The following is a 13,749-nucleotide window of genomic DNA, read 5'->3' as shown; positions in this document are numbered from 1 at the left end:
TGCTTAAGGGCTATAAGTACTATTGCATATAAAAGATTAACGAGTACGATGATCATTTTTATTCCAATCAGAATAATCTTTTGGGGACATATTATAATGTTTATGAAAATTGCGAGTGAAATGTGAGGGATTGCTATATCCAATCATATTTGAAATCTCGTAAATTTTAAATTCACCTTCACTCAGCAGTTGTTTAGATTTATTTAGTCGTACTATATTTATTAACTCATTTGGGGGTAGATCAGAAATTGATTTTATTTTTCTGTATAATGTTGGTCTACTCATACTCATTTTTTCAGCAATCATATCTACACATAGTTGTGGATCAGATATATTTTCTAATATGAAACGATAAATACGATCTAAGAAGTTCTGGTCGGACTTATTTAGTTGCGATTTAACAAACGGAGTTTCATTAATATTAACGTAATATTTTCTAACATTTTGTCTGTTACGAATTAGACTGGTTATCTGGGCCTGTAAAAAAGTTGGTGAAAATGGTTTTTCGATATACGCATCCGCACCATATTCTAATCCTTCAATTTTTGATTGAATACTATTTTTAGCAGTCAACATAATAAACGGTATATGTGAGAAAATACTATTCTCTTTCAGTGTAGTACATAGTTCATAACCATTCATAACAGGCATCATGATATCACTAACTACGACGTCTACCTCATTATTTTTGACATACTCTAAAGCTTGCAAACCATTTGTAGTTTTAATTATATTAAAAATATGAGCTAAATCATCTGCAATAAAATCTAATATATCTTGGTTATCGTCCGCAAGTAATACCGTAGATTTTTGGTGCGAGAATAAAGACATAAAATTGGCTATCGTAAAGGTAATTGTAAAACGAATATATTCATTTTTTCTGAATTTTCTTTAAAAAACAAAGAGCCTCCATGTAGTGAGGCAAAAGAATGTGCCAACGCTAATCCAAGTCCTGAACCTTCTATCTGATAGTGTTCACTTGAGCGGTGAAATGGCTTAAAGATATTCTTTACCTCATTTTCTGAAAGTAAAATTCCGTCATTTTTAATTTCTAATTCCAAAGATGGAGTAGTGAGGTGTAGTTTACGCAATTCAATTTTAATTTCTTTGTCTGAATATTTAATCGCATTAGAAAGTAGATTTTCAAAAATTTTATATACAGCTTCGACATCTATACTTGCCTCTATATTATTATGTGATGAGTGAAATGATAATACTAAGTTTTTTTCTTCTATTAGCGGTTGGAATTCCGCTAAACACAATGTTAGTAATTTATGAATAGATTTTTTCTCCAGTTGTAGACTAAATTGACTGCTTTCTGTTTTTCTGAAGTCTAACAATTTATCTGTTAGCTTCAACAACTTCTCTGTATTCTGATATATAATACCAATTAAGTTTTTACGCTTCTCAATTTCAATTTCAGTGTTTAATAAACGTTCTATAGGTGCTCTAATTAAAGTTAACGGAGTCTTGATTTCATGCGTTATGCTCATGAAAAAGTCCATTTTGGCCTTATAAATTTCTTGTTCTTTATGAGCTTTTATTATATCTATTCTTTTTCTGTTTTTTTCCTTCACTCTAGCGTCATAAGCAATCACAATGTAAGCAATAATCGAAAGGGTAGATAGTAAATAGAAAATCTTTGCTGGAACACTAGCCCAAAATGGATGCCTTATTGTTATTTGAAGAGACTTGGTTTCTGAAATAGCTTCTCCATTAGCGTCAACAGCTTTTACTTGAAAAGTATATTTTCCTGATGGGATTTTTGTGAAAGTAGCTTTGCTGAAATTTCGTAAAAATGTCCATGTAGTGTCTAATCCAAGTAGCCTATATTGATAAGAAGTTGATTTTGCGGAGATATAATTTAATGCAGCAAAGTCAAGGGATACGGTAGATTCGTCATAATCTAGTTCAATGTGATCTGTATAAATTATAGATTTATCTAAAGAGTTTTGTCCATCGCCAATTAATAGCTCTTTTTGATGCGTTTGAATGCCGGTAATATATATAGGTGATTTATTATTAGATAAAGATTCATCTTTTATATTGTCCGGGTTGAATCGTATAAATCCTCGGGATGAACCAAAATACAAAAGTCCGTTGGAGTCTTTTAGAGTCGAGTTGTAATTAAACTGTGGGGTAAGAATACCTAGGTCTTGATTGTAGATTTTAATTTTAAGATTTTGTGTATTCAAGCGAATAAGTCCATTCGTAGACGAAATCCATAGATTTTTTTTATCATCTTCTTGAATGGCCAGGATAAGATTACTCGGTAAACCATGCATTCTTGTAATAGATTGGAAAGAGTTTGTTTCTTTTATCCATTTGGAAAGTCCATTTTCAGTAGCTATCCAAATACTATTATTTGAATCTTGAAAAACTCTGTTGACACGATTGCTACTAATGGATGAAGGGTCATTGGAGTTATGCCTATATGTAGTAAGATTGTTATCTGATAGCTTGAGTAATCCATCTCTCCAAGTTGACAACCAAATGTTTTGATCTCTATCTTCGAATATTGAGGTGTAGAAGATATGAGAAGGCGCATCCATCACGAGTTTAAAACTGTCTTTACCTGGAAAAAACTCAAATAACCCCCTGGAAGTGGCAAGTAAAATTCTTTTTTTCGAAGTTTTGTAAATGTAGAATATAAAATTGTCTGTTAAGGTTTTATTTGTGTTTTGAGAATCAAAGTGCTTTATAACTTTTTTAGTTTTGACATCAATGATATCCATGCCATGGTCGAATGTTCCTACTAATAAGCTGTCTCCAATAATCGAGAGGCCGTGAATATTCGTGTGTGATAATTTTGACTTCAAGTCAAAATGAATAAACTTGTTGTTAGTGGGATTCCAGTATGATAAACCATTATCTTCGGTTCCAATCCATAAATTTTTATAATTGTCTTCAACTATTTCACGTACTGCATGACCCTGCAATGAATTTTTTGAGAATTTTGGAAAAAATTTTTCAAAATTATTGTTGTTGGGATGATAATAATTTACGCCACCAAAAAATGAACCAACCCATATTCCACCTTGGTGATCTTTAGATATTGTGTATAAAGCATTGTCTGATATGCTCCACGGATTATCTATTTCATGTTGCATTAGTTGGTGAGTCTTTGTGTGGTAGTCATAAATAATCAAACCATTTTCTGTGGCAATCCAGAATTCAGCAGATTTTATCTGTATGATATCTCTAACATAGAGTGGAACATTAATCTTAACACTATATATTAAATTTTCAATGGATTTCAAATTTCTATCCCATCTAAATAAACCGCTTTTTGATGTTCCTATCCATATATTATTATCAAAATCTGCATATAATCTTTCAATTCTATTAGGTATGTTGTTGTTTGGCAGATTATATTCTATAGAATTCATTAAATTAATTATTTGATTGGCTGTACCTACCCAAATTGAATTCAATTTGTCAATACAAAAAGAGTGAACTAAAATATGTGGCGTCTTGTTGATAATTTTTTTGCTTTGTACTTCGTATTGATATAACCTATTGTTTGATACAAACCACACATTCCCATTTTTATCTTCTTTTATATTCAGAATTTCTCCTTTTTCAAAATTTTCAAGCGCGGTGAATTTTTCTTCGTATGTATTATATATATAAATACCTTGATCTGTCCCAATCCATACTTCTTTATTTGATCGGATCATCAGACAATGAACAAAATTGCTTACCATGCTGTTCGTGCTATTCGATACGAAGGAGTAATGCTTAAATCTATATCCATCAAACCTATTTAACCCATCTTTCGTTCCGAACCATAAGAAACCATCTTTATCTTGTGCACTGCAAGTTATTGCATTATTGGAGAGCCCATCTTCTACTTTATAATGATTGAAGTAATATGGCTGAGCTAAAATAGCCATCGACGTGCCGAAATACACCATTATCAAGGTTATCCATTTTAATATCATTGGTTTACATAGGTTAGATAATGAAACAAATTAATGATTTTATGAAACAATATGGAAATTCTTTGTGAAAAGAAATAATGATTTTTGGATTAATCATTATAAACCAGGTCTACCAAATTTTTTAAGTTTCAATAGCATTTAATTAACAGGTGTTACAATCGATTTTATTAATTAAAAAACCTATTTACAGACAAACTTTGAATTATGCATATGAAAACAGTTTTTTACGATTATCAAAAACTTCTTTTTCTATCAGAATGTAGTATGATAAAGAGAATTTTAGTCTTATCGTCACTCATGGTATTATTAGCCATGTTACCATTAGAAGTAGCAGCACAACATGTGTTAAGAGGACAAGTCTTAGGACTAAATAACCTGCCTTTACCAAGCGCAAGTATTCAAATTAAAGGTTCATCAGGAGGAACTACAACTGATTTGAATGGTAAATTCTTGCTTGAAGTATCCAATTCGAAAGCCATTATTTTTATATCTCATCAAGGCTATCATACTCTTGAAATCGAGGTTGGCCAAGAAAGAGATAGGGTTTTTCAACTTGAGTTCGATGAAGCCGCGTCGAAACTAGATGAAGTTGTAGTGGTCGGTTTCGGAACACAAAAGAAAGTGACTGTCACCGGATCAATGACTTCTGTTTCCGTAAAAGCGCTAGAGCAATCATCTGCACCATCATTGTCCAATGCACTAGCAGGACGCATGCCTGGTATTATTACTAGGCAAACAAGCGGTGAGCCAGGCTATGATCAAGCGCAAGTGTTTATCAGAGGTTTAGGGACTTGGGGAAGTCGAGCACCACTGGTGTTGGTTGACGGTGTGGAGCGGAATATGAATAATATCAATGCACAAGAAATTGAAAGTTTTTCAGTGTTAAAGGATGCTTCAGCAACGGCAGTTTATGGTGTAAGAGGAGCAAATGGGGTTATTTTAATAACCACTAAAAAAGGTACGCAAGGAAAGCCAAAAGTTATGCTTCGGTCCGAAACTGCGATGTTGTCAGCTTTGCGTGTCCCCGAATATATTGATGGAATAGATTATCTAAACTTATGGGATGAGGCATATAGAAATATGGGGCAAGATGAGTTTTTTGGTCAAGAAGAGATTGAAAAGTACAAGACAGGCGACCCTTACTTATATCCAAATGTAGATTGGACGTCCACTATCATGAAGAAAGATACATATCAAACAATCAACAATCTGAGCATGAACGGCGGTACGGATATTATCCGCTATTATGCGAACGTGGGATACACGGAGCAAAGTGGTTTGTGGAAATCTGACTCAGAAAACCCATATAATACAAACATTAACATGAAACGTTACAATTTGCGTTCTAATATTGATGTGAATGTTACTAAAAATTTATTGTTTGAATTTGGATTGGGCGGTGTCATCCAGCAAGGTAATTACCCAGCAAGATCAGCTGTGGACATCTTTGATGCATTACGAAAAACACCGCCTATTGCTTTTCCTGTAACCAATCCAGATGGAACACCTGCCGGTGTGACACAGTTTTTAGGTTCTAATCCTTGGGGTATGGTTACTCAATCAGGGTATTTAGTGCAAGCTCGCAACAGTGTCCAAGGTACTTTTGCAACTAAATGGGATCTTTCTGAGGTAGTGTTGCAAGGATTAAGCTTAAACGGTCGATTTGCGTATGATCACAATTATTCATCAGATGTAAGACGCCAAAAGAACTTTGAGGTAAAACAATACCTTGGTAAAGATCCGGTTACCAACGAAGATATGTACAGTGCAATCTTAAGAGAAGCTACACCACTAGGCTATACAAGTGGAAATGGTGCCAATAGAGCGTATTACAGTGAATTTATTTTAAATTATAGCAGAAGTTTTGGTTCTCATGATGTCTCAGGTATGATGATGTATAATCAACGTGATTATACTGATCTAACAGCAGGGACATCTATCAACAATTTACCTTTCAGAAGACAAGGTATTGCTTCACGTTTAACATATGCTTACCTGAATAGATATTTACTAGAGTTCAATGCGGGATATAATGGCTCAGAGAATTTTCCGAAAGGAAAAAGATTTGGTTTTTTCCCTTCTGTCTCTGCAGGGTGGGTGTTGTCTAATGAAAAGTTTTGGGGAACCGATAATGCTATTAATCATTTGAAATTAAGAGGTTCATATGGTAAGGTCGGTAACGATGAAATTGGTGGAAGGCGTTTCTTGTATCTTACCTATATGAATGCACAAAATGCACAGTCTTATCGATTTGGTGATAATATGCAATTGATGGCTGGTATTGATGAGGCTCAGACAGGTAATCCTGATGTAAGTTGGGAAGTATCTCAAAAGAGCAACTTAGGTCTGGATCTAGAGATGTTCAATAGTAAAGTCGTGATGCAGGTAGATGCATTTTGGGAAGATCGTAATGAGATTCTTTTGCAACGTCAACAAATTCCTTTCGTCACAGGTATCTATCCATGGGTTATTCCTTATGCTAACTTAGGAAAAGTTAATAATAAGGGAATAGATGGTATGTTGGAAGTTAAAAACAGAACAGCATCTGGTTTCTATTACTCAGGACGTGTAAACATGACCTATGCTAAAAACATCATCATAGAAAATGATGAACCAAACCAGAGATACCCTTGGCTGTCTGCGAAAGGACAACCAATTGATCAACCTTTTGGGTGGGTAGCAGAAGGAATCTTTAAGGATCAAGAAGAAATAAATAATAGTCCAGAGCAAAGACTAGGAAGACCTGTACAACCTGGAGATATTAAATATCGTGATCTTAATGATGATAATATCATCGATGATAATGATCGAATGGCAATAGGTCTACCGCGTACACCACGCGTGGTGTATGGATTTGGTGGTACTGTGGCCTACAAAGGGTTTGATTTAAGTTTATTCTTTACGGGAGCTGCTCAAACTAGTATTTATTTGTATGGAGCGACGATGTACCCATTCCAAGATGGGGTAGGGACATTCAATGTACAAACCGAGTACTATGACAATAGATGGACTACCGAAAATCTTAATGGAAAATATCCAGCTGCAATTACGGTAGCCAATCCGAACAACAATCGTGCTTCAACATTGTGGCAGGTTGATGGCTCATATTTGCGATTAAAAAATGCGGAATTTGCTTATACGTTTGAACAAGGAAAATTAAGCCGTATCGGTATGAACAGTTTACGACTTTTTGCCAATGCAGTGAATCTTCATACTTGGGATAAAGTGAAGATAATGGATCCAGAATCAGATAGTGGTACCAACTTCTATCCACTACAAAGGACATTAAATTTTGGTTTGCAAGTAAATTTTAAATAGAAAAGTTATGATACGTTTTATTCAATATATCTGTTTTGCCTTTTTACTAGGATCTGTTTTTAGCTGTAAGGATTATTTAGATAAAGTTCCTGATGAAGATTTGACACTAGAAGATGTTTTTGCGCAAAGACAATATGCCGAACGATTTTTGACATCTGCATACTTTACATTACATGAGGAAATTTCATTTAATGATTGGTGGGGAAGAAATCCGTTTGTAGGCGCATCTGATGAAATGGAAATCACATGGACATATCCATTTGCACATGTAATGACTTCGGGTGCATGGAGCCCACAAAACATTGAAGAGAATATTTGGCGATTTGATTGGGAGGGAATGCGCAAAATAAATTTGTTCCTTGAAAATATAGATAAGACGCCGATGAGTGAGTCGGATAAAAATATTTGGAAAGGGGAAGCTTACTTTTTACGTGCTTTTTTTCATTTCTTTCAAGTCCGGTTACATGGTCCTATTCCTATTATGGATCGTTCAATTGTCCTTTCAGACAATTTTGGCGAGATCAAAAGGAAGCCGTATCAAGAAGTGGTAGATTTTATTGTAGCGGACTGTGATCGTGCCATTAACTTATTACCCCCATCTTATATTGCTGGTGCCACGCAAGACTTAACCAAGCTAGGTAGACCGACACGCTCTTCAGCAGCAGCGTTGAAGTCTAGAATGCTCATCTATTCGGCTAGCCCATTGTGGAATGGAAATCCTGATTTGGTAAATTTTAAAGATCAAGATGGTGTGTCATTATTCCCTCAAGCAGATGCAAATAAATGGAATATCGCCGCTTTGGCAGCCAAAGAAGCAATAGATCAAGCTGAAGCAGCAGGGTATGGCTTGTATAAATCGGCAGACAATGATCCTTTGAAAAGTTATCAAGAGGTATTTACGATGAGATGGAACAAAGAAATTCTTTTTGCTAGGAATATAGGTACTTGGGATCACCAAGAACGAGCTACTAGTCCTAATGGTATGGGTGGTTGGAGTGGCTATTGTCCTACTCAAGAATTAGTAGATGCTTATCAAATGCAAGATGGCAGTACTCCAATCACAGGGTATACTAACGATGGACAACCAATTGTTAATCCAACATCTGGCTATCAAGAGACCGGTTATTCGACTGCAGCTCATAGCAAGGGCTATCACCTTGATCGTATACGCAATATGTATGTGGGGCGCGAACCAAGATTTTATGCAGCAATTAATTATAGCGGAGCTATGTGGCGTGGGAGAAGGATTGAGTTCTGGAATTCGGGTTTGGACGGTCGTTCTCGCAGTGCAGTAGATCATTCTGTGACTGGTTATTTGATGAAGAAATTCTCTGAAGAATCTGTGCGCATACCACAAGGTATTTTCACACAAAAAACATGGATTTATTTTCGCTTAGCCGAAATTTACCTAAATTATGCTGAAGCTTTAAATGAGGCACAAGGACCACAGGCGGATGTGTATAAATATGTCAATGCTATACGCTCAAGAGCTGGATTGCCAGATTTGCCTACTGGATTAACCAAGGAGGCTATGAGAGAGCGTATTCGTCACGAACGCAGAATAGAGCTTGCCTTTGAAACGCATCGCTATTTTGACACCAGAAGATGGCTGATAGCCGAACAAACGGATAATAAACGCTTTTACAGAATGTCTGTTGACAAAGGTACTCATTTGCAGGATGACGACTTTTATGTGAGATCATTCTTAAAAACTAGGGTGTTTGCGAAGAAACATTACCTGTGGCCAGTTCCACAAGTTGAGATTAATAAAACACCTTCAATTATTCAAAATCCAGGTTGGGATTAGTTGGTTATGTAAATTTAAATAGTAATGATAAAAGTTCAGTTAAAAGGAAAAAAGTTTCAAATAGGGATGTTGTGGTTTTTAGGACTGTTGATGCATAGTTTATTAATTTCCTCAAGTTGTCAAAAAACAGTTGCTGCAGATGCTAAAGAAACAGAAGATATACCAAAGTATGGGGGTATATTTCAAGCTGACCCAACAATTTTTTACCATGAAGGAACATATTATTTGTATGGTACTAAAGGTGAAAATGCTGATTTGGGATTCGAAGTTTATCGATCCAAAAACTTAGAGGAATGGGAAGGTCCTGTTGGTGCTACCAACGGTTTTGCCTTGGCAAAAAAGGATGTTTTTGGTGAAATAGGTTTTTGGGCTCCACAAGTGTGGTATGAAAATGGTAAATTTATGATGGCGTATACCGCTAATGAAAATATTGCTATAGCAGTTAGTGATTCGCCATTAGGACCTTTTGAACAAACTCAACAAAAACCAATTATTGCGGAAGGAAAACAAATTGATCCGTTTATTTTTATTGATACCGATGGTAAAAAGTATCTTTATCACGTCAGGTTGACGGATGGAAATAGAATATTTGTAGCCGAACTGAACGCTGATTACTCGGGTATAAAAAAAGAAACCTTAAAGGAATGTATTCATGCATCTTTGCCTTGGGAAAATGTTGATAACGTGCCTTGGCCCGTTGCTGAAGGTCCAACAGTCCTTCGCCATGATGGACGCTACTATATGTTTTATTCGGCTAATGATTTTCGAAACCCAAAATATTCAGTCGGAGTTGCGGTCGCTGATAATGTGTATGGACCTTGGCAAAGAATAGGTGATACTGCTTTATTGAGTATACATAATACGAAATGGTCTGGCACTGGACACGGTGATGTGTTCAAACAAGGGGATAAGTGGCATTATGTAGTTCATACGCATTTTTCTCCACAAAAAGTTGGTCCTAGGCGAACTGCGATTGTACCGTTTATATTTGGAAAAAAAGATAATCCATATCAAGAACCAATATTTAATGGTGAGAAAATAGTTCATTTAAAGGCAATTAAAAATGATTAAAATGTGTATAACACACTGTTTGTTTTTGGCTATTGTGTTTTCTTGCAAAGCAAGTGACACAATAGTCAATGATGAGACAGAGAAAAAGGAAGAAAAGAAGATTGTTTGGGATAAATCCACCTTGCAAAAAATTGCGCCTCTTGAAGGGCGACAACTTAATTATGCAGGTTACCCTCGAATAAAAGCTTTAGGAGATGGAAAAATTGTGGCAGTGTACGAAGCTGATGGCAATATAGAAATAATTCAAACTATAGATAAAGGGAAAAGTTGGTCTTCAACTAAAGTTGTTTTTTCTTCTTTCGAGTACAACGATGGTTCATTGAAAACTAGGGTAAATATGTCAAATCCCGAATTTATTGCACTGAAAAATGGAGATTGGCTCATGGCTTGTAATTACCGTCCTGCAAAAGCTGAGATAACCCCATTTTCAATAGCAATTCGAAAAAGTACTGATCAAGGTGTCACATGGAAAGATATTGAAATTATCTATGAAGCTCATCCTAGATTTAGCGATGGCTGTTGGGAACCAGCGTTATTGCAACTTCCCAACAATGATATTCATGTGTATTTTGCAAATGAAAAGCCCTATACTAATTCTGATGAGCAAGAGATTTCTTACCTAAAATCTACTGACAATGGAGGCACATGGGGAGAAGTAGCCATGGTATCTTTCAGACCAAATAGAAGAGATGGGATGCCTGTGCCACTTGTTGTTGGGAATGAGATTTTGGTAGCAATCGAGGATAATAAACAAGAACAATTCAAGCCTTACATTGTCAGAACATCTTTGCAAAATCCTTGGTCAACTCCTGTCATTGCTGATGTCAAGCAGCGAAATAGTGCTTTGAGACAACCTCTTCCTGACGATACATATGCAGGAGCACCCTATATTATGAAGCTCCCAACTGGAGAGGTTTTGATGTCTTATCAGACTACTCGGAATCGTACAAATGATTGGGAGAAATCAACACTAGATGTGGCGATAGGTGATAAACAAGGCCGTAATTTCAGAATCATAGATCAACCTTTTCAAATTCCATTGGATCGAGAAGCAAAATGGGGATGTATTGCATTATGGGATGAAAATACTGTTGTTGCTACTGCAGCTTCGAATTTGGATGGAGGTTCTATTGCTGTATGGATGATTTTAGGTACGATAAAATAATGAGGTGTATGAAAAACGTTAATGTGTATAAACTAATATTATTATTTTTTTGGTTGTGTATTATCAATATTGCCTGTGGTAAAGAGCAAAAAAATGATGATCGTGATACCACTTCAAGTACGACCTACAAAAATCCGGTATTTGAACCTATTCTTGCTGATCCTACAGTGATAAGAGATCCCAAAAGTGGATTTTTCTATGCGTATGGTACACAAGATGATTGGGGAGATGGGGCGGGCTCTCGTCTAATTCCTGTTTTGAGATCTACAGATTTGACAAACTGGAAAAGTGTAGGTCAAGCTTTTGCATCCAAACCATCGTGGAAATCAAATGGTGGGCTGTGGGCACCTGAAGTAGTATATGTGGATGGGAAATATATCATGTATTACGCTTACTCTACCTGGGGTGACCCAAATCCTGGGATTGGTGTAGCTGTTTCGACGCGACCGCAAGGCCCTTTCCAAGATCAAGGAAAAGTTTTTTTGAGCAAGGAGATAGATGTACCAAATTCTATAGATCCTTTTTATTGGGAGGAAGGTGGGAGAAAATATTTGTTTTGGGGAAGTTTTAGTGATGCTGCTACGCAAGGGACATTTGGTATTCCTTTAAGTGATGATGGACTTTCAGCACCAGATTTATCAAGAAAATTCAAAATCGCTGCAGGTGATTTTGAAGCGGTCGTTATACATAAAAGAAACGATTATTACTATTTTATTGGTTCCAAAGGTTCTTGTTGTGATGGTGTAAATAGCACTTATCATGTATTGGTAGCTAGATCCAAAAACTTAGAAGGACCATATTTAGATAATGAAGGTCGTGATATAATCAATAGAGGAAATGGAACTTTAATGTTAGCAAGAAGTAAAAATTATGTTGGTCCTGGGCACACCTCAAGAATCATTACTGATGATAAAAATCAAGACTGGATATTATATCATGGGATTAATGCTTCAAAAGGCAAAGTTGCGAATGGAGCTAGTCGACGAGTATTACTATTAGATAAAATTGTTTGGGAAAACGACTGGCCTAAAATAATGACTGGAGAAGTAGGTGAGTCCACTCAAAATAAACCATTTTTTAAAGTTAAAAAATAATGATTGTGAAAAAGATTATAGCCATTCTGATGTTAATAATAAGTTTTATTAATACCTCATGCCAAGAGCGACAGTATAGTACAATATTATCGAATAATCCTTTAGATGTAAAACTGGGAGATCCATTTGTACTATACGACAAACAGTCTGATATGTATTATATGTACGGAACGGGTGGAGTCACAAATGGATTTGTTGTTTATACATCTTCAGATCTCGTCAATTGGGAAAATAAGAGCGTTGTATATACTAGTAATCAAGATAGGTCTTGGGGAACTAAAGATTTTTGGGCACCTGAAGTTTATCAGTACAATGATAGATATTATATGTTTTATAGCGCACATTGGAAGAACAATCCAAATAATGAACTTGAAAATTATAAAATTGGCGTAGCAGTGTCAAATAGTCCTTTAGGGCCATTTGAAGATATGACAGGGGGACCTTTATTTGATCCAGGATATCCAATTATAGATGCTAATGTGTATTTCAGCGAAGATGGGAGATTATATTTATATTACTCGAGATGTTGTTATAAACATTCCGTAGATAGTGAAATTGCCAGTTGGGCGATAGATAGAGGGATGTATGATAATATTGAAGAAAGCTGGATTTACGGTGTTGAACTAAAATCTGATTTCTCTGGAATTATAGGTGAACCTGTATTATTGCTACGTCCACCATTAAAAATGAAAGATAAGCAATCAGAATGGGAGAGCAGATCTGTAACTAGTGGCGAAATTAATCGCAGATGGACTGAAGGATCTTACCTATTCAAGCACAATGATGTCTATTATATGATGTATTCTGCTAATTACTTTGCAGGAGAAAACTATGCAGTAGGATATGCTACATCAAACTACCCATTAGGAGTATTTGAAAAGTCTGATAATAATCCAGTATTAGAAAAAAATACTAATAAAGGAGGTGTTGTCACTGGTACGGGACACAATAGCTTATTACGTGATAAAAATGGTAAGACATGGTGCGTCTATCATGGTAGAACATCTATCACCGGTGATGAGCGTGTTGTTTTTATGGATCCTTTACATATAGATAATAAAGGAAATTTAAGTGTTGAGGGGCCAACTGTAAAATCAAATTTTCAATGAAGTAAATAACAAACATATTTATGATTCTTTATTAGGTAGTTAACAAGTAAGAATTATCATCAAAAGAGCAAGTGTTAGATAATACTTGCTCTTCTGATTTTCATTACTTTTAATAAGGTTGGCATGAAATATATTAAACCCAGATTACGCAGTAGATATTTTCATTTGAAGATCTATAGGGTAATCCCAAAGTCCCCGGAACCATTTTCTACGTTTTTTTGTTAATGCAATTTTGAGCTTT

Annotated in this window: 8 protein-coding genes and 1 pseudogene; 6 read left to right on the top strand and 3 right to left on the bottom strand. The window is 35.6% G+C overall.

Annotated elements, in window-relative coordinates; genetic code table 11:
* Positions 1-36: 36 nt before the first annotated feature.
* From G5B32_RS15740 to G5B32_RS17750, 3 genes and pseudogenes are all read right to left on the bottom strand, one after another.
* Positions 37-831: a response regulator gene (locus G5B32_RS15740; protein ID WP_165292450.1), complete on the bottom strand. Its 795-nt coding sequence runs from the start codon at positions 829-831 to the stop codon at positions 37-39.
* An 8-nt stretch (positions 832-839) separates the two neighbouring features.
* Positions 840-3,707, bottom strand: coding sequence for a two-component regulator propeller domain-containing protein (locus tag G5B32_RS15735; protein WP_240899079.1), 2,868 nt, complete (start codon positions 3,705-3,707; stop codon positions 840-842).
* Positions 3,708-3,782: 75 nt separating this feature from the next.
* Positions 3,783-3,896: pseudogene (locus G5B32_RS17750) on the bottom strand (two-component regulator propeller domain-containing protein); the annotation flags it as partial.
* Between the two features lie 312 nt (positions 3,897-4,208).
* Here G5B32_RS17750 and G5B32_RS15730 point away from each other — a divergent pair.
* From G5B32_RS15730 to G5B32_RS15705, 6 genes are read left to right on the top strand one after another with little or no spacing between them, the layout of a single operon-like run.
* Complete coding sequence (locus G5B32_RS15730; protein WP_240899078.1) at positions 4,209-7,262, top strand: SusC/RagA family TonB-linked outer membrane protein; 3,054 nt, start codon at positions 4,209-4,211, stop codon at positions 7,260-7,262.
* A 7-nt stretch (positions 7,263-7,269) separates the two neighbouring features.
* Positions 7,270-9,069 carry a RagB/SusD family nutrient uptake outer membrane protein gene (locus G5B32_RS15725; protein ID WP_165292448.1) on the top strand — a complete coding sequence of 600 codons (1,800 nt, stop codon included), beginning with the start codon at positions 7,270-7,272 and terminating at the stop codon, positions 9,067-9,069.
* A 24-nt stretch (positions 9,070-9,093) separates the two neighbouring features.
* On the top strand, positions 9,094-10,140 hold the full coding sequence (locus G5B32_RS15720) for a glycoside hydrolase family 43 protein (protein WP_206366931.1): 1,047 nt from the start codon (positions 9,094-9,096) through the stop codon (positions 10,138-10,140).
* Complete coding sequence (locus tag G5B32_RS15715) at positions 10,133-11,305, top strand: sialidase family protein (protein ID WP_149915557.1); 1,173 nt, start codon at positions 10,133-10,135, stop codon at positions 11,303-11,305. Before G5B32_RS15720 ends, G5B32_RS15715 begins: the two co-directional genes overlap by 8 nt.
* 8 nt (positions 11,306-11,313) lie before the next feature.
* Entirely contained in the window at positions 11,314-12,399 is a 1,086-nt protein-coding gene (locus G5B32_RS15710) for a family 43 glycosylhydrolase (protein WP_165292447.1), read from the top strand.
* A gap of 5 nt (positions 12,400-12,404) precedes the next feature.
* A complete protein-coding gene (locus G5B32_RS15705) occupies positions 12,405-13,508 on the top strand; it encodes a glycoside hydrolase family 43 protein (RefSeq protein WP_317166122.1) in 1,104 nt (367 codons plus the stop codon).
* Positions 13,509-13,749 lie beyond the last annotated feature (241 nt).

The sequence above is a fragment of the Sphingobacterium sp. SGL-16 genome, assembly GCF_011043515.1.
GTDB lineage: Bacteria > Bacteroidota > Bacteroidia > Sphingobacteriales > Sphingobacteriaceae > Sphingobacterium > Sphingobacterium litopenaei.
Note: the sequence above shows the minus strand (reverse complement) of the source record. Positions and strands in the feature narration are given on the sequence as shown.